This window comes from Gelidibacter maritimus (assembly GCF_014062315.1).
Classification (GTDB): domain Bacteria; phylum Bacteroidota; class Bacteroidia; order Flavobacteriales; family Flavobacteriaceae; genus Gelidibacter; species Gelidibacter maritimus.
In genome coordinates this window covers 73257-90902 of the sequence record NZ_JACGLT010000004.1, presented here as the reverse complement: position 1 = coordinate 90902, position 17646 = coordinate 73257, and the positions used below count along the sequence as shown (strand labels likewise).

Sequence of the window (17646 nt, the reverse complement as noted above, 5' to 3'; positions counted from 1 at the left end):
GGTTTCTAAGGGTGTTTTCTGACTATTTATATTAAGCCCAATAGCTTTATTTTTCTTTCACTTTAAACGAGGTACTTGATAATACAGAAAGTGTTTCTAACACATCTTCAAGATTTGATGATAAATAAATTTTACCAGTGCAGGTTTTATCTACAAATTCATTTTGAGTCTCTAAGAATGTAACATTGTAATATCTCGATAGCTCTAATAAAACATCTTCAATGGGGGTTTCATCAAATTCCAAATAACCGTTTTTCCATGACGTGTAAAATCTCGGATCGACTGTTTTTTTCACCATTTGGGATGGTGTAATTTCTAAAGATTCATTGGGCATCATGGAAGCGCTCAAATCATTATGTGAAATAACACTGACAGCACCTTCCACCAAGACGACGCGTTGGTTTTCAGAATCTTCATAGGCCTTTACATTAAATGCCGTTCCGTACACGTTGACATCAAAATTAGAAGTGCTAACTGTGAATGGTTGCCATTGATTTTTTGAGACGTCTATAAAAATCTCACCTTCTATAAAAATATTTCGAGAGCTGTCATTAAATTTTGAAGGGAATTTAACGGTAGAGCCAGAATTAATCCACAATTTTGATCCATCGGCCAATACTAATTCAGAACGTTTCCCATATGGCACTTTCAACACAATAGACGTGGTGGTATCATTTAATTCTATATGTTCTCCCTGTAAACTTAATACACCTTCTTCTTTTACGGTCAACACTTCATTATCTGAAAACAAATATGTTTTATTATTTGTGATTAACCGTACAGGAAGCCTTTCTGTTGATTCTTCAACCACGACTTCAAAATCCTTAGGGTGTTTTAATGTGGTGTAAATCCCTATAGTCATAAAAACCAAAACAGCAACAGTAGCCGCAAGCAAAGATCTTTTACGCCGCCGTCTTGTTACAACGATAGGCTTGGCTTTGTTTATAAAAATCCTGTTATGTAAATGCTTACGCTCCTCTAAAGACATCCGTTTTTTGTTGACTTTAACCGTTTTGAACGCAGCTAAAGCCTTCTCAAAATTCGTTTTGTCCTCAGGATGGTTTTTTAAGTATTTATCCCAATAAGTGATAGCATCAGGATCTTTAGTAAGCATATAGAAAATAAATAAATCATTTTCTAAGAAGTCTTTTACGGTCATTAAATGGATGTCAAATGGTTCACTCTATATACAAGACTGAGATATCACTAGTATATCACCTATTTATATGTTAATAATTTGTTAAGAAAAATTAGAATGAGAAATTAGTGCTGGGGACAGGTTAAGAATAGGTAAAAATTGCCCATTTTATTTTTACGAAGATGTTTTAATGCTTTGAGCATTAAATTTCTACATGCAGGTAGCGTAATTTCCAAGATTTCAGAAATTTGTTGGTAATTATAATTTTGGGTATAGCGTAAATAAATAATTTCTCTTTGTCTGGGGGTTAAACTTTGCAAAACCTCTTGAATTTTAGATTTTAGAAATGCTTTGTCTTCTTGATCCATAATGGCATCTTCGACATTCACCTCAAATTCGAAAGGTAAACTCTTGTTGTTAGGGTCATATAGGGAATGAATTTGGCTTCTTTTATAGTCATCCAAAAGTTCGTTTCTGACACTTTTTAATAAATAAGCTTTGGTATTGTTTTTATAATCTAACTTCTTATTAATTAGAAGTTTTTGAAAAACATTATGAATAGCGTCCATAACGACGCTATTATTAAAACCAAGGTGTAGGCCATAAGCGTATAAATCATCCACGTGTCGCTTATATATACTCTCTATTCTTTCCATTTAACCTACAAAACTCCCTGCTTTAAATCTGAATTCAAAAAAATATCCACGTATTCAGCAAAGTTGTGAAAAAGATTTCTTTATTAACAGCCGAAGAATCATATAATTTGTTAATTTTTTGAATCTTGTCAGTTCCAACATCATAGGTGATAAAAAATTTGAAAATTTTAAACGTAAGTTCTGAAAGTTCACGTTCTTGCATTTTTTCAGGTTATGAACAACTAAAAGCTATTGTCCATCAAGCAAAGATATTAAATAGAGGTGCGTCAACCAATTAACCAAACTATTTAAATATTTCGAAGTCAGACTCGGGTTAGCCTGGTAAATTTCCACTGCTTTTTCTGGCAAAATATCATCCTTTAACGATTAATGTAGATAAATGTTTTGGCGAATCTTATGGAAGTCGCAGTGATGCCGTTTTTCTTTCCTTTGTCATCCACACCATGCATCAATAAAAGAAAGAACTAAAAATTTTTGAAGATGGACTTTTTTAATGGCCATCGGATTGTAAACACTCTACAATTTGAAGGCGATGGCCACTATTACGGGAGCATTCTGAACCCTATAAAACGCTGCACATTATTTTAAACGCTTATTGCAACACATAAAATGGCGGGCACGCCCACGTTCGCATTTTTAGTAAAATGATCTCCAAACGCGAGTCACCCTGATATAAGAACGAAGACTTCACCTATACCTATTCCAAGACTTCCAAGACTGCCCTACCAAGGACCAAACAGCTGCTATAAGAAAATATAGGGGGACGTCTTTGGAGACACCTATAACTCCTCTCTGCTTAACCTCTACCATCACGGTATAGAAGGCTTGTCTTGGCATAGCGATGACGAAAAAGATCTAAAAAATGCTGCCATAATATCCATGAGTATAGGTGTCGTTCGTAAATTCCCATATAAGTATAATACGACAAGACCAACGGTATCCATCCCCCTAAAAAATGGCAGTATATTGATTATGAAAGGTGCCACACAATTCTATTTGCGGCACCGCCTCCCCCCTACTAAAAAAGTTGATGTGTCAAAAGTAAATCTAAGCTTCCACACCATAGAGCCGCTAATAATTCCATTTGAAGTAGGATTGATTAAGGGTCTGAAACAATTTAAATTGGGTGCATATCAGGAGGTCTGATTGTGTAGTCCATTTACTCCCCAAACAATTGCGGTTCTATTATAAACGATTAATGTTTCTTAAGTTTTTAGTTTTTAATATCTTGTAGCATCAAATAGAACCGTCATGGATTTAGGAAATTTATTTTTTTGACCAACTTGTTGTGATCACTGAAATTTGGGCCGCAATTGGGCTTTCCTTATAATTCTTGTTCAGACTAATATTTTAAATTGATTTTGTGAACACTTTTGAAATCATAACACTTGCATTCAACTTAATCATCTGCATTCCTAGTCTCGCGTCGGCTACCAGGTTTGATTCGTGGTGGATCCGCGGATTTGATTTTCCCAGAATTCAAATTTCATTTTTAATTCTAATCAATTTAGGTCTTGCTTTGGTGGCCTATTCATTTCAGCAACCATGGCATTTTATTATCCTTGGGGCCCTAGTTTTATGTTTAGCGTATCAGTTCTGGCTCATTTTTCCATATACCATTTTAGCAAAAAAACAAGTACTTGATTATAAAGGCGGTCCAAGTGATAATGAAATCAGCATTCTGGTGAGCAATGTTTTAATGACCAATAGAGCGTACCAAAAATTAATTGATTTAATCAACTATAGAAATCCCGATATATTCTTAACCTTAGAATCTGACAAAGACTGGGAAGAAGCCCTGGATCAGCTAGAGGACAGGTATCCTTATACCGTTAAGGTGCCTTTAGATAATTTATATGGTATGCACCTTTACTCCAAACTTCCGTTGACAGATATGGAAGTGCGTTATTTAATAAAAGATGACATCCCATCCATTCATGGTTTTGTAGGCTTAGAAAACGGCCTTAAGGCAAAAATACACTGTCTCCACCCCAGACCTCCGAGCCCAAGCGAAAGCGACACCTCCACCAATCGAGATGCAGAGATCTTATTGGTAGGCGATAAGATTGAGAAAAATCCAAAACTGACTTTAGTTTTTGGCGATTTAAATGATGTTGCGTGGTCGAGAACAACCAAAATATTTCAGCGGGTTAGTGGTTTGATGGATCCCAGACGTGGACGAGGCTTCTTTAATACATTTACAACAAAATATTACCTCTTACGTTGGCCATTAGATCATGTTTTTCATAGTGACGATTTTACGTTGATAGACATCTCTCGTGAGAAACATATTGGATCTGATCACTTTCCCATGTACATCAAACTGAATTATGCACCAGAAAAGAAAGCCAGTCAAGAAAAACTTGACTTAGACGAATCCCAAAAGGAATGGGCAAAAGAGAAAATACAGAAAGGTAAAGAGACTAACTAGTCATTCTTTTTTATAGCTCGTGAATACGCTCAAGACATCATATCCAATTACCATGAAACAAAAATTATTGATCCTCCTGTTAGCTTGTTATAGCCTCACTGTCCATGCCGCCAAAGTCGATACGGTTACGGTTTGGAGTGCGTCTATGAATAAATCCATTCCGAATTTGGTCATTCTACCAGATCAATATGCCGACACCAAGCTAAACTTCCCTGTTTTATACTTACTTCATGGTGCTGGCGGCAACCATACCAATTGGCTTGCTAAGGTGCCAAGGCTCAAAGCGTATGTGGATGCCTATAATCTGATTATTGTTTGTCCTGATGGTGGCGAAACAAGTTGGTATTTTGACAGTCCCGTGGATGATCAAATGAGGTATGAAACCTATATGGCGGAAGAGCTTATCTCGAGTATAGATAGCATCTATAATACTTTAGCAGATAAATCTGGGCGCGCCATCACTGGATTGAGTATGGGTGGCCACGGTGCGTTGTACCTTGCCTTTAAACATCAAGATATTTGGGGTGCTGCAGGAAGTATGAGCGGTGGGGTTGATATTCGACCGTTTCCTAACAACTGGGATTTGCCTAAACGCTTAGGAACTTACGCTGAGCATAAAAACAATTGGGAAGAACACACCGTAATCAATCTGGTTTATAAACTGCAAGCGGACCGTCTGAAACTTATAATCGATTGTGGTATTGACGATTTCTTTTATGAAGTCAATAAACGATTGCACGAAAAGCTGCTGGAAAGAAATATTCCACACGACTATATTGAACGTCCTGGACAACACAATTGGGCCTATTGGAAAAATGCAATAGCCTATCAGTTACTGTTTTTTGATAAACATTTTAAGAGGTCAGACCGATAGTTTTTGGGTTGATGCTATATATAAAAATGGAGATAATAGGGTTAAGGATTTGATAACGACCCGCTCATATTACTACTAATTAGACCTTGGCTTATTCAATGTTAATTTATTTGAAATATCTTAGGGCAAGCTTTTGAACTGGTATAATCCGTTAAAATAAACGATCTTATGTTAAAACAACTTGTACATGCTATAAGTTTACCTACCTTTGCCCTCGAAATGAAAATTTTGAACCACATATTGCGCCTTCCGTATTTCAGCACTTATTATACTTCTAATATTTGCTCGGATAGGTTATATGCATACGTGAACGTGATTTAAAACAAACCATATATAGTAACATACCTAAGGCCCGAGCATTTTGCTCGGGCTTTTTTTATTTCAAAATGATATGAAAACAGCAATTAGATTAAAAGAAAACGTAGAGATCATCCTACCAGAAGGTGGATTAGACCAAAAGTTGGAACAGGCCAAAAAAGATGGTAAACAGCTCATCATCAAACTTGGATTTGACCCCACGGCCCCCGATTTACATTTGGGTCATGCAGTTGTGCTCAAAAAATTGAAGGAATTTCAAGATTTAGGGCATCAAATCGTTATTTTGGTGGGCGATTTTACCGCAAGAATTGGCGATCCGACGGGGAAAAATAAAAGTCGACAACCATTGAGCAATGAAGAAGTTGTGCAGAATGCTCAAACCTATATTGCACAGCTATCCAAGATTATTGATGTTGAAAAAAGTGAGATTGTTTTCAACTCCGATTGGCTGGACCAACTCTCATTTTCTGAGATTATTCAGATTTTATCTAAAGTAACCGTGGCCCAATTGATGCACCGTAAGGATTTCAATCAACGTTATACCGAAAACACACCTATAGCCATGCACGAGTTGGTGTACCCCATCTTGCAAGGCTACGATTCCGTTAAAATCAACTGCGACATTGAAATGGGTGGCACCGACCAGCTTTTTAATTGCACCATGGGCCGTCAATTGCAACAAACTTACGGTATGCCAGCACAAACGGTTATGTGTATGCCGCTATTGAGAGGATTGGACGGGAAGGAAAAAATGAGCAAATCCTTGCACAATACCATTGGTTTGACCGACGCCCCAAATGAGATGTTTGGTAAAACAATGTCTATGCCTGATACGTTAATTACAGAGTTTTTAGAATTGACCACCGACTTTTCTGTCGAAGAAAAGCAAGCCTTTAAAGAGCGATTGGCCGCTGGAGAAAACCCTATGAACATCAAAAAGATCATCGCTAAAAACATCATTACCCAATATCACAATGCTGAAGAAGCCCAAAACGCCGAAGACTTTTTTACCAATCAATTTCAAAACAAAACCTTTGCGGAGAAAGTATTCGAACCTGTTGCCATATCAACCATGACTTCTAAAAATGGTAGTCTTAGTTTGATTGATTTATGCAGCCACCTCAAAGATGATTTGAGCAAGTCTGCACTAAGACGACTCATTGAAAGCGGTGCCATTCAAATCGATACCGAAAAGATGACCGACCCGTTCCAAACTATTCCGCTGAAACCGGAACTACGGATCAAAATTGGGAAACGTGGGTTTTATGAATTGAGGTGAAACGGGAAAGGCATTAGGTGTTAGGGAAAGGGAATATGGAATTGTGCTTTAACAATGAGGTCTGCATTTACCTGCCTTGTCGGAAGTTAAAATTTAAGCGTGTGCAGATTATGACTGATTATTAAGTGCAGTACTTCCATATTCCAAGTTCCGAAGGTCGTTTTAGTGAAACAAAACCACAATATTTAGATTAACCTAAAAATATATTTGCTTCATTATTAATATTGTTTAGCTTTGTCTAAAATTATAAATTATGAGAATGAAAAGTTATCTATTTGGAAGTTTATTATTACTTCCATTATTTTTTTCTTGTGAGGTTTTAGCTCCACAAGAACCCGAAGAGTATGAACTGCTCGATGGTCCTGTTGAAGATTTGACCATGGCAGAAGCCCAACGTTTTATCAAGGGCGATGTGGCTTTTAACGATCAGATATTTACCGTAGAAACCGGGTTGGGCCCAATTTTTACCGGAACGAGTTGTGTGAGCTGTCACGCTGGTGACGGAAAAGGCCATCCTTTTGTGAAATTCACAAGGTTTGGACAATCCTTCCCTGGGGTTAATGAGTATTTGAAGCAAGGCGGCCCCCAGTTACAAAACCGAGCCATTCCAGGTTATGAGCCAGAAACCTTGCCACCAGGTGCCCCGCATACCGATTTGATTGCGCCTATTGTTACGGGCTTGGGGTTCTTGGACGCGGTAACTGATCAGGACCTTATCGATATGTCCGACCCAGACGATTTGGATGGTGACGGCATCAGTGGTCGGGTACACTGGAACACCAGACCCGACTATGTCAAGGACCGCCCGGAAACCATTAGTGTTGATGGAAAGTACATTACACGTTTTGGAAAAAAAGGAAATATGTATGATCTCCTGCATCAAACGGCCGATGCCTATAATCAAGACATTGGTATTACCTCCTACTTTGAACCTTATGAAACGTATAGTGGCGACAAAATGCCATCGGAAATAGACCGACAGACCATTAGCGACGTAGTGTTTTATTTAAAAACTCTAAAAGCGCCCATCCCAAGAGACCAAGACGATCCAGATGTCATGGCTGGGAAAGCTTTGTTTGGTGATCTACAATGTGCCGCTTGTCACAAACCGACCTTAACTACAGGATATTCGCCTATTGTAGCCATTTCCTATAAAGAGTTTCATCCCTACACTGATTTGTTGTTACATGATATGGGACCAGATCTCGATGATGGCTATACCGAAGGTTACGCACATTCTTACGAATGGAAAACACCGGCATTATGGGGCATCGGTTTGGCGAAGGATTCGCAAGGCGGACAGTACTTCTTGCTCCACGATGGAAGGGCCAGAAGCATTGAAGAAGCCATTTTGTATCACGGTGGCGAAGCTGAAAATTCAAAAAACTTGTACCTGGGCCTGAGCCAAACTGAAAAAGATCAAGTCTTAAAATTCATCGAATCCTTATAAAACCACACTTATGGATCGGAAAAAATTCTTAAAAACCTGCGGGATGGGCTTGATAGGTCTTCCCTTTGCCTCCGCCCTCCTGACCTCTTGCGAGAGCATTTATTATGCCACGAGCAGCATCAAAAACAATAGCCTTATTGTGCCACTTTCGGAGTTTGAGATAGTCAAAAAAAACACCACAACCTATAGGACTTTTGTGTTGGTCAAGACCTCTAGGGAGGACTTTCCCATTTGTCTTTATAAAACTGGAAACAATGAATATACGGCGGCACTAATGAAGTGTACGCATCGCGGTTGTGAGCTTAATGTGGGTGGCGGTATTTACAGCTGTCCGTGCCATGGCAGTGAATTTGATACCAAAGGTGGCGTTTTGGAAGGGCCAGCCGATCAAGATTTAAAAACATACAAAACAAGCATTCAAAATGAAAATATCTACATTGAACTTTCTTAAAATCAATTTATTAATTATAGCAATATGCTGCTTCGGTTCGGCACATGCCCAGGAAGAAGACCCCGAAAAGGGTGAAGAAAACAACGAACAAGAATTAAACATGGACGCGGTTTTTAGTAGACCCACTTTGAGCTTTGATAAAGTTCCCGTAACCGTGGGTGGCTATTTGGAAGCCAATACCATGCACAGAACCGAGGAGGGCATCACGGATGGCTTGTCTTTTCAAGCCCGGCGATTGACCATATTTATGGCTGCTTCCATATCGGAGCGTATCAAGTTCTTGACCGAAATAGAATTTGAAGACGGCGGGAAAGAGGTCGCTATTGAATTTGCCGCTTTGGATGTGGCCTTTCATCCGTTGTTCAACTTTCGAGGTGGAATTGTCATGAATCCCATTGGTGCTTTTAATGAGAACCATGACGGTCCGAAGTGGGAATTCGTAGAACGCCCTGATGTTGCGGTCAATATGTTGGCCGCTACCCTATCTAACGCTGGGTTTGGAATGTACGGAAAAACCTATTCGGGCAATTGGATTTTCGGCTATGAGGCTTATTTGACCAATGGCTTTAGTAGCAGAATCATTTCCAATGAGCAGGATAAAACCTATCTACCCGCACATAAGGATGGCGACAATTTATTTGAGGACAACTTAAGCGGAAAAGCCATGTTTTCTGGAAAATTGGCGGTAAAAAATAGAAAGATAGGAGAAATTGGGGTCTCTTATATGGGAGGCACCTATAATAAGTTTCAAGATGATGGCGAAGACGTAGAAGACCAAGCAAAAGTAGATGTTTTTGCTATAGATTGGAACACGACCATCAAGGCTACTGGAACTTATATCGTGGGAGAAGCTGCTTGGATTTGGGCGGAAACCCCAGACACCTATACCCAACAATACGGAAATAAACAGCGTGGCGTGTTTATGGATATTGTCCAACCGGTTTACAAAAGCAAAATTTTTGAATGGGAGGATGCCACCTTTAATGTTGCTGCGCGATTTGATTATGTCGATTGGAATGTTGGTCGATTTAAGGAAACCAACACAAGAATTGGCGATCAACTCCTTGCAGTTACCCCAGGGATCAGCTTTCGACCTACTCCAAAAACAGTGTTCCGCATCAACTACCGTTACGAATGGAACAAAGATATCCTTAACAACCCTACCGAAAGAGCAGCAACTTGGTATATGGGGTTTAGTAGTTATTTTTAGACGACAGCGAGTAGCCGATAGAACGTTGAATAAAAATAAATACTGCGAGATGGGTTGGTTTGTATACAGCGAATCAGCGAACCAAATTTCCCATCTATACAATTGCCATTTTCCAACACATAAATAAGATCAAAAAAATGCTCCATATCGGAGCATTTTTATTGATTCTTATTATTGTTTTTCAAGGATGTTTATCCATTTTAAAATTAGAAACAGTCTTATCCGCAGTTAATCTTTAATGGGTTTCGCCTCATTTTTAGCCATAAAAAGATCAGAATTTGCTAAGTACAACAAGCCTTCGTCCTTCTGATTGATAATTCGTTTGGTACGCAAATATCTATCGTAGTTGTATTTGTCAAAATCGTCAGCTTCAGGGTCCATATTACTGATATGGACGTCGCCCATGGCATGAATAAATTTGTTGTCGCCAATCCACATCCCTACGTGCACCACTCTTTCCCTTGAGGTATCAGTCGCTTTCCTTCCAAAAAACAGCAAATCACCAGGTTCCAAGTTTTCAAAGTTTTTGGTAGAATCCACCATCTCACCTGTATGGATCTGTTGCGAGGCGTCTCTTGGAATGATCAAACCGTTTAAAAAGAAAACTGTTTTTGTAAATCCGCTACAATCCATTCCCTTAGGAGAAGTGCCACCCCACAAATACGGCGAGCCCATCATCTTTTTAGCAGAAGCTACCAAATCTTCCTGAGACTGATCTACTGACGCCACCCATTCCAAATACGGCTTGGCCTTGTCTTTTTCAATAAATGCTTTTTTACCATCAGGATATTTAATCTCATAAAATCCATTTTTTTCGCCCAGTACTTCTATAATATTGCCTGCCACCAAGTCTGAAACCACTTGACTATTTGTGTCCGGATTTACGTAAGATGCGCCATACGTGTTGAGATATATCAATTTGTCAGCAGCTTTCCAATCGGCAAATTCCTCATCGGTCAAACTCACAATTCCGCCATTATCAACCCAAGAAATATAACCTTCAGGCGTTTGGATCAAGCTCCATCCCGGCGTATGCTTAAGAATGGTCAAAGGAGTGCCCAACATGGCTTGAGTTACCAATTCAGCCGAATGGGTTCCCTTTCCTCTTAAGTTGGCTACAGATATTTTTACGAGACCGCGAGCCTTTTTACTCCCCTTTGCGGGAAGCACCTGAACGCTATCGGTGTAGGAAATAGACTCCGCATCTAATTTCTCTTTTAACGCGCTTACCGCATCTGGTAAATTTGATTCACCTTTTAATATATAATTACCCTTTAACTTTTCAGCATGTACATCAAATAGAGCCACTCGTTTATCTGGAGCAAACTCCTTTTTAACATCGGCAATATAAGTCTCAGCTATATCAGCTTCCTTTTTATTTATACTCTCATTACAGGACGCCAATATAAAAACTCCTAATAGGCTAAATAGGTGGATTCTTTTTAACAGATTCATTTTACAACAATTTAATTTGTGTTTAATTATTATATGTTCGAGCCCTATTTCATAATTAAATTCATTCGGAAACACAGCTCTTTTTAACTTTTGGGCAATATAAACCTTTTTGGCAAATTTCCACAGGACAATATCCCGGGTATGAGTCTATGTCTCTTGCCAAATAACAGAATTGGCTCAATGATCAGAACTTATACACTTCACTTTAAAAGCTTGAAATTGCACCAACCCACAAAGATAATTATTTTAAAAACGATAATTTGCCAATTTAAAAGCGTTGAATAAATCATCTTAATTCCCTATTTCAGTTATACATATTGCGGATTAGGCCAACATATTATAAGTATTAAGAATAATTTAGGCATCACATCAAAAAGGTTGTTATAGTTTTGCAAGAATGAGTTCCACAACTAGAAATAAGTTTACAGAAGGAAATATATTTAGCTCACTATTGAGTTTGGCACTGCCCATTATTTTTGCCAACATTCTTCAGTCCGCTTATCAACTAATTGATACGTTTTGGTTGGGAAGATTAGGGGCTGATGCTGTTGCTGCCGTGAGTCTTAGCTTCCCCTTGTTATTTCTTGTGCTTTCCATTGGCTCCGGACTTACCTTAGCGGGTACCGTTCTGGTGGCACGGTATAAAGGTGCCAACAATCAAAAGGCGGTCGACTTCAGTTCGTCACAGAGCGTCTTTCTGATTTTATTAACTTCTATTTTGCTGGCGGTCTTAAGTTATTTTGCTTCTGGACCGTTAATGAAAGTTATTGGGGCTGGACCGGACATCATTGACGATTCGGTCACCTACTTTAAAGTCTCTGCCCTGGGCTTCGTTTTTCTATTCCTCTTTTTTATATTCCAGTCGCTTATGCGCGGTATCGGCAATGTGATGCTTCCCGTGTATATCGTACTTTTCACGGTAATCCTTAATGCGGGGCTGGATCCGTTGTTTATTTATGGCTATGGGCCCATCCCAGGCTATGGCGTAGCGGGCGCAGCGGTATCAAGCGTCGTTACCCAAGCTATTGCGGCGGCTATCGGATTGATCATTATGTTTAGAGGGAAACACGGTATTAAAATTTCTTTAGCCTCCATGTATTTCAATATGGAAAATCTGAGAAGAACTTTTACCATTGGTTTTCCCGCAAGTATCGAACAATCTACCCGGGCTCTGGGGATGACGTTTATGATGGTGATCGTGACCAGTTTTGGAAGTGATATTGTAGCGGCCTATGGAATTGGTGCGCGCATGCTGAGCTTTATTGTGGTACCCGCCTTGGGTCTGGGGATTGCCACCACCTCTTTAGTGGGTCAGAACATTGGCGCACTGAAAATTAAAAGAGCTGAAAAAGTGGCCAATCTGAGTGCCAAAATCGCCTTTTTTGGATTTACAGGCTTAGGGTTTATCATGTTTTTGGTGGCCGTACCATTAACAACATTCTTTATTCCTGATGATCCGAAAGTCATCCACGACGGAGCCCTGTTCATTAAGGTTATGTCCATAAGTTTTGGATTCATGGGGCTGCAACAGGTAATGAACGGCACCTTTAATGGCGCGGGATTTACCAAAGCCTCTATGTTTATTTCCATATTAGGCCTTTGGGTTGTACGATTTCCTTTGGCCTACATTCTTTCCTATACTTTAGAAATGGGTCCTGTGGGCATTTGGTGGGCGTTTCCGATTTCTAACCTCATCGCGGGTACGGTAGCCTTTATTTATTTCAAAACTGGGTATTGGAAAAAACGGGTATTTAGGGATCGGAGTTTTTTGACGGGGTATGAGTAAAGTATCATGAATCTGTCATTTGTTACAACATTAGTGTTGGAAACACCAATAATGGCATGCAAAAAAACCACCTGTAGTGGAGATGAGTAGATTTTAAAATTTAAATAGAAGTAAGTTTGTCCACACCAACCGGATGACAGCATTTATCATTAATTTTGAAATTATAATCTCTGAAGACACCATTTCCAATGAAAAGAATAAACGCCATCATCTTATCATTTGCCATTATTTCTGTAATTGTTTCATGTGCAGGTAATCCTTATGCCCCCACAAACAGAGTACATAAAAAACAAATCAAAACGCTTACAAAGGAATTAAAAGTCCTACCTCCACCACCCCCTGGAACTACGGCCAAATTTAACTACGCCGAGGATTGGGTGGGCACTACAAATTTCAGTTTACGAAGACCTAATTTGGTGGTCATCCATCATACCGCACAAAATTCGGTGGATCAGACCCTCAAAACATTTACCTTGCCACGGACGCAAGTCAGCTCGCATTATGTGATTGGAAGAAATGGCGAGATCTATCAGATGCTCAACGATCTTTATCGCGCCTGGCACGGGGGTAGCGGACAATGGGGCTCCAATACCGACATCAACTCCGCATCGATAGGCATTGAATTGGACAATAACGGCTTTGAGGAATTTTCACCGCTGCAGATTGCCAGCCTCCTCAACTTATTGGAGGATCTCAAAACCAAATATAAAATCCCAGCCGCCAATTTTATTGGCCATTCGGATATTGCTCCCACTCGGAAAAATGATCCGAATAGAACGTTTCCATGGAAATTGCTCGCCCTAAAAGGTTTTGGCTTGTGGTATGATGAACCCATTGATATTATTGGCAAACCCTTGGAAGGCAGCAGTACTGCCGTTGGAATAGAACCATCTGAATTCAGTAGTGTTAGCAACGATTCGGTGCCAACTTCTGATTCGGTAAGTCAAAACCCTGAATTATTGGATGTGAGTCCCGCCATTGCGCTTAAGATTATTGGTTACGATGTGACCGATCTGCCTGCCGCCATCAAAGCGTTCAAACTTCATTTTATACAAACGGAAGTGGATACCAATTTAACTGATCACGATTTAAGGGTGCTCAATAATCTTTATAAGAAATATTTGTAAAGGACGGAATCTAAAGAAGGCTTTTTCAGCCATTAAAAGGGTAATAGTTTAATTTTAGTATAGAATTTTCTTCATTGCAATACCTCTGGATGGTAGAACAAAAAGTATAGTATTGGAGGATTTGAAAAAGTTTTAGAACACTTAAAACGTTTAATATTGCTACCTTTTTTGATGTCGCCCCCGTGGGGCTTGTTTGTTATAAGTCATACGCTTTACAAAGATGTCATCCCTCTGGGATTTTTTCTATGTCTGCCATTTCCTGTTTTCATAAAATGTACTTCGACTCAACCTGACGATTACGCTCAATCTGATATTTGCTCTGACTTTATAATTGCGCTCAAACTGACATTTGCGCTTGAACTAACAATGTTTTATTAACAGTGGTTTCGACTGCGCTCAACCTGACATTCGTGATCATCCTGATATTTATGCTCAGCTCGATATTATTTAGTTATAATCGGTTTCGACTGCGCTCAACCTGACAATTATGATCAACCTGACATTTGCACTAACTTGATAATTGCGCTCAATCTGACATTTGCGCTTGACCTAACAGTAGAGATCAATTTGACAGTAGTTAATTAAAAGCGGTTTCGACTGCGCTCAACCTGACAATTACGCTCAACCTGACAATTGTGGTCAACCCGAAATTAACTATACGTTTTAAAAGGAGCCGCATAGGTTTTTATCGTGCGATTCTTTATCGTGCTATCATTAAATACATTCCGTTCCGTTAGATGTGTGTTCTTGGTTACTTCCTCTATTTCGAGAATTGGCGACAAGCATATATCGTGGATAGCGCTTAAACGGGCCCACTCGTCTCTTGTTTTCGTTTTAAAAAGTACGTCCAATTCTTTCTTGGGAAAAACACCGTTGATCAACTCCAATTCTGATGTTCTTTTCCATTCTGGTTTGTCCACCATATCACAGAAGGCATTCCAAAACTTCATTTCCAAAGCACCCAAGGCCATCCATTTTCCATCGGAACATTCGTACACATTATAGTTGACGAGCATGCCACTTAAAATGGGGGTTTGTTTATACGGAGCGCCGCCCTCAGCCATACTATGTGCAATGGCATTTAAGGGCATGGTGGCATCGAGCAAACTCAGATCTATATATTGTGGTTTATTCTGTAGTTTCTGAGCCAACAATCCAGATGTACAAGCCGAAAGCAACATATAAGATCCACCCGCAATATCGGCGATTTGAAATCCAGGAATAACGGGTTTCCCTTTTTCATCTCTATTTAAGTCCAATAAACCCGCTGTGGCCAAATAATTAATATCATGTCCAGCTTTGGTGTGTAATTCGCCACTTTGCCCATAGCCTGTGATAGACACATAAACGATGTTGGGATTAATCTTTTTTACCGTCTCAAAATCCAAATTAAAACTGGCCATGGCCCTCGGTCTGAACTGCTCAATCAACACATCAGCAGTAGCTATTAAACCGCATACGTTTTTATAACCTTCCTTAGTTTCATAATCGATATTTAAAATCTCTTTTGAATGGTTCATCGTGTAAAACATAAAAGAACTATCGTCCAGTTTAGGCTCGTAAAAACGGGTATAGTCCAAGCGTTTTGGACTTTCAATCTTCATCACTTTTGCGCCCAATTGACTTAATAAATGAGTGCCCAAAGGGCCTGGCAACAATCGGGTGAAATCGATAACTGTTACACCTTGCAATGGTTTTGTTTCTTGCATTAATTTTCTAATTGGTTTATATCCTCTATAACCGCTTTGGGAAGTGCGATTTTTTGTTGCTTGTTATAATCGACAATGACCACCTCATGAGTCTTTAGGGCAACCAAACGTTTTTGTTGGGTACTGAAAAAATAAGAATTCAACACAAAGCGATCGGATTTAATCTCTTCAGTTCTGGTACCAATAATAATAGTGTCTGGATAAAGTACAGGAGAAATATACTTTACCGACTGAAATCCTAAAATCGGAGCATAGAGCATCTTTTTAGGATTCTGATTTATAATAAAACCCATGGCCTTAAAATAATCGATGCGAGCAGTTTCTCCCCACCGCACATAATTGACATTATTAACATGTTGGAAGGCATCCATTTCGCCCCACTGCACAACTATCGTTGTTCGCACTTTAAAATCTGTAATGCTAAGTTCTTGTTTCATTGTTTCTTTTGTTGCTTTCGCATGGCCTTCATTTCTGCAAAGAGCTCTTTAAACAAGCCTCTGGCCACCACCAATTTCATGATTTCGTTGGTACCCGCATAGATACGAGCCACGCGATTATCGGCATACATTCTGGCGATAGGATATTCCCACATATAGCCGTAACCACCAAACAGCTGTAAGCATTCGTCCACTACTTTACTGTGCATATCAGTTGCCGAAAACTTCGCCATAGACGCACTTTCTGCAGAGAGTTTATGCTGTGATAACTCTTCCGTACAGCGATCGACAAAAGTTTGGTGAATTTGCAATTGCGCCGCCGCTTCAGCAAGCTTGAATTGCGTATTTTGAAAACCGGCAATAGGTTGTTTAAAAGCGGTTCTGGTAGAGGTGTAAGCAATGGTATCTTCAATGGCGCCTTCAGCACCACCAATAGCTGCCAAGGCTACTGAAAGTCGCTCACGGGCCAATTCGGTCATCATAATTTTAAAGCCCTGGCCCTCTTCACCCAATAAGTTTTCTTTGGGCACTTTTACATTATCAAAAAACAACTCGCAGGTATCTTGAGCCTTCATTCCTATTTTTTTGAAAGGCACTCCCTTTTCGAAACCTTCCCATTGGCTTTCCATAATTAGTAAGGAAACGCCTTCTTCTGGGGTTCCAGGTTTAGTTTTTACAGCGATAATGGACATGTCCGATAAGTACCCATTAGTGATGAAGGTTTTTTGTCCGCTTACGAGATAATGATCGCCCTTGTCCACAGCTTTGGTTCGTAGGGCTTGTAAATCGGAACCACAATTAGGCTCAGTCATGCCAATAGCGGTAATCATTTCGCCTGTGGCCATTGGTGGCAAATACTTCTTTTTTTGTGCCTCTGTTCCATATTTGAGAAGGTATGGCGCTACAATATCCGAATGCAATGAGAAACCAGGTCCAGTGATGCTCTTTTTTGTCAACTCTTCCATAAATAAGGCACTAAAACTAAAATCAAGTCCTGCGCCGCCATAGTCTTCTGGCATATCAATACACAGCAAACCTAAGTCGCCTGCCCTTTTCCAGATCTCGCGACTCACCATGCCCTCCTTTTCCCAGGTTTCCACTTGGGGCAAGATTTCATTATTAATAAAATCCTGGATCATGCCCTGCATCATTTTGTGTTCTTCAGAGGCATATATTTTTCGTTCTAATAATACGTTTTGTAACATGGCTACTTTTTTTAGTGATTATTTTGGTTTTAATTGTTGTAAATTCAGGAATCAAGACCTGCCTAACGGCAAGCAGGCGCTTCGCTTATACCTGTCTGCCGAACAGACAGGGAACAATCC

General features: G+C 39.6%; 14 protein-coding genes and 1 pseudogene. 9 read left to right on the top strand and 6 right to left on the bottom strand.

The window, feature by feature from the left end; translation table 11 throughout:
* Nucleotides 1–46: 46 nt before the first annotated feature.
* The gene (locus H3Z82_RS06550) at nt 47–1159 is read right to left on the bottom strand and encodes a FecR family protein (RefSeq protein WP_182203906.1); all 1113 of its coding nucleotides are present in this window, start codon (nt 1157–1159) and stop codon (nt 47–49) included.
* 104 nt (nt 1160–1263) lie between these two features.
* Nucleotides 1264–1794: an RNA polymerase sigma factor gene (locus tag H3Z82_RS06545; RefSeq protein WP_182203904.1), complete on the bottom strand. Its 531-nt coding sequence runs from the start codon at nt 1792–1794 to the stop codon at nt 1264–1266.
* A gap of 789 nt (nt 1795–2583) precedes the next feature.
* On the opposite strand from H3Z82_RS06545, the pseudogene H3Z82_RS19765 reads away from it, so the two are divergent.
* The 7 genes and pseudogenes from H3Z82_RS19765 to H3Z82_RS06510 all read left to right on the top strand — a co-directional run.
* Nucleotides 2584–2940 (top strand): annotated as a pseudogene (locus H3Z82_RS19765) (alpha-ketoglutarate-dependent dioxygenase AlkB); the annotation flags it as partial.
* A 217-nt stretch (nt 2941–3157) separates the two neighbouring features.
* Complete coding sequence (locus H3Z82_RS06535) at nt 3158–4225, top strand: endonuclease/exonuclease/phosphatase family protein (protein ID WP_182203902.1); 1068 nt, start codon at nt 3158–3160, stop codon at nt 4223–4225.
* 52 nt (nt 4226–4277) lie between these two features.
* On the top strand, nt 4278–5099 hold the full coding sequence (locus H3Z82_RS06530) for an alpha/beta hydrolase (protein ID WP_182203900.1): 822 nt from the start codon (nt 4278–4280) through the stop codon (nt 5097–5099).
* Nucleotides 5100–5490: 391 nt separating this feature from the next.
* Nucleotides 5491–6696, top strand: a complete 1206-nt coding sequence (gene tyrS, locus H3Z82_RS06525) for a tyrosine--tRNA ligase (protein WP_182203898.1) — start codon at nt 5491–5493, stop codon at nt 6694–6696.
* A gap of 259 nt (nt 6697–6955) precedes the next feature.
* Entirely contained in the window at nt 6956–8146 is a 1191-nt protein-coding gene (locus tag H3Z82_RS06520) for a di-heme oxidoredictase family protein (RefSeq protein ID WP_235982390.1), read from the top strand.
* 10 nt (nt 8147–8156) lie between these two features.
* The gene (locus H3Z82_RS06515) at nt 8157–8597 is read left to right on the top strand and encodes a QcrA and Rieske domain-containing protein (protein ID WP_182203893.1); all 441 of its coding nucleotides are present in this window, start codon (nt 8157–8159) and stop codon (nt 8595–8597) included.
* A complete protein-coding gene (locus H3Z82_RS06510; protein ID WP_182203891.1) occupies nt 8569–9807 on the top strand; it encodes a hypothetical protein in 1239 nt (412 codons plus the stop codon). Before H3Z82_RS06515 ends, H3Z82_RS06510 begins: the two co-directional genes overlap by 29 nt.
* 228 nt (nt 9808–10035) lie before the next feature.
* On the opposite strand, the gene H3Z82_RS06505 is transcribed toward H3Z82_RS06510, so the two are convergent.
* Nucleotides 10036–11262 (bottom strand): C40 family peptidase, encoded by a 1227-nt coding sequence (locus tag H3Z82_RS06505; protein WP_182203888.1) that lies wholly within the window; start codon nt 11260–11262, stop codon nt 10036–10038.
* 397 nt (nt 11263–11659) lie between these two features.
* Between H3Z82_RS06505 and H3Z82_RS06500 the strand changes: the two genes are divergently transcribed.
* Together H3Z82_RS06500 and H3Z82_RS06495 are read left to right on the top strand one after the other, a co-directional pair.
* Nucleotides 11660–13048: an MATE family efflux transporter gene (locus H3Z82_RS06500; RefSeq protein ID WP_182203886.1), complete on the top strand. Its 1389-nt coding sequence runs from the start codon at nt 11660–11662 to the stop codon at nt 13046–13048.
* 188 nt (nt 13049–13236) lie between these two features.
* A complete protein-coding gene (locus H3Z82_RS06495) occupies nt 13237–14175 on the top strand; it encodes an N-acetylmuramoyl-L-alanine amidase (RefSeq protein WP_182203883.1) in 939 nt (312 codons plus the stop codon).
* A gap of 650 nt (nt 14176–14825) precedes the next feature.
* On the opposite strand, the gene H3Z82_RS06490 is transcribed toward H3Z82_RS06495, so the two are convergent.
* Genes H3Z82_RS06490 through H3Z82_RS06480 form a run of 3 tightly spaced genes read right to left on the bottom strand, consistent with a single transcriptional unit; the run spans nt 14826 to nt 17526 of the window.
* A complete protein-coding gene (locus H3Z82_RS06490) occupies nt 14826–15884 on the bottom strand; it encodes a CaiB/BaiF CoA transferase family protein (RefSeq protein WP_182203880.1) in 1059 nt (352 codons plus the stop codon).
* Nucleotides 15884–16321, bottom strand: a complete 438-nt coding sequence (locus H3Z82_RS06485) for an acyl-CoA thioesterase (protein WP_182203878.1) — start codon at nt 16319–16321, stop codon at nt 15884–15886. The genes H3Z82_RS06490 and H3Z82_RS06485 overlap by 1 nt, the downstream gene beginning before the upstream one ends.
* Nucleotides 16318–17526 carry an acyl-CoA dehydrogenase family protein gene (locus H3Z82_RS06480; protein ID WP_182203876.1) on the bottom strand — a complete coding sequence of 403 codons (1209 nt, stop codon included), beginning with the start codon at nt 17524–17526 and terminating at the stop codon, nt 16318–16320. Before H3Z82_RS06480 ends, H3Z82_RS06485 begins: the two co-directional genes overlap by 4 nt.
* Nucleotides 17527–17646: the final 120 nt, after the last annotated feature.

Bases quoted from the DNA above. Each gene is read 5' to 3' on its own strand.
- H3Z82_RS06495 (WP_182203883.1), top strand. From the start codon at position 13,237: ATGAAAAGAATAAACGCCATCATCTTATCATTTGCCATTATTTCTGTA.
- H3Z82_RS06500 (WP_182203886.1), top strand. From the start codon at position 11,660: ATGAGTTCCACAACTAGAAATAAGTTTACAGAAGGAAATATATTTAGC.
- H3Z82_RS06530 (WP_182203900.1), top strand. From the start codon at position 4,278: ATGAAACAAAAATTATTGATCCTCCTGTTAGCTTGTTATAGCCTCACT.
- H3Z82_RS06545 (WP_182203904.1), bottom strand. From the start codon at position 1,794: ATGGAAAGAATAGAGAGTATATATAAGCGACACGTGGATGATTTATAC.
- H3Z82_RS06490 (WP_182203880.1), bottom strand. From the start codon at position 15,884: ATGCAAGAAACAAAACCATTGCAAGGTGTAACAGTTATCGATTTCACC.
- H3Z82_RS06485 (WP_182203878.1), bottom strand. From the start codon at position 16,321: ATGAAACAAGAACTTAGCATTACAGATTTTAAAGTGCGAACAACGATA.
- H3Z82_RS06480 (WP_182203876.1), bottom strand. From the start codon at position 17,526: ATGTTACAAAACGTATTATTAGAACGAAAAATATATGCCTCTGAAGAA.
- tyrS (WP_182203898.1), top strand. From the start codon at position 5,491: ATGAAAACAGCAATTAGATTAAAAGAAAACGTAGAGATCATCCTACCA.
- H3Z82_RS06510 (WP_182203891.1), top strand. From the start codon at position 8,569: ATGAAAATATCTACATTGAACTTTCTTAAAATCAATTTATTAATTATA.
- H3Z82_RS06520 (WP_235982390.1), top strand. From the start codon at position 6,956: ATGAAAAGTTATCTATTTGGAAGTTTATTATTACTTCCATTATTTTTT.
- H3Z82_RS06550 (WP_182203906.1), bottom strand. From the start codon at position 1,159: ATGACCGTAAAAGACTTCTTAGAAAATGATTTATTTATTTTCTATATG.
- H3Z82_RS06505 (WP_182203888.1), bottom strand. From the start codon at position 11,262: ATGAATCTGTTAAAAAGAATCCACCTATTTAGCCTATTAGGAGTTTTT.
- H3Z82_RS06515 (WP_182203893.1), top strand. From the start codon at position 8,157: ATGGATCGGAAAAAATTCTTAAAAACCTGCGGGATGGGCTTGATAGGT.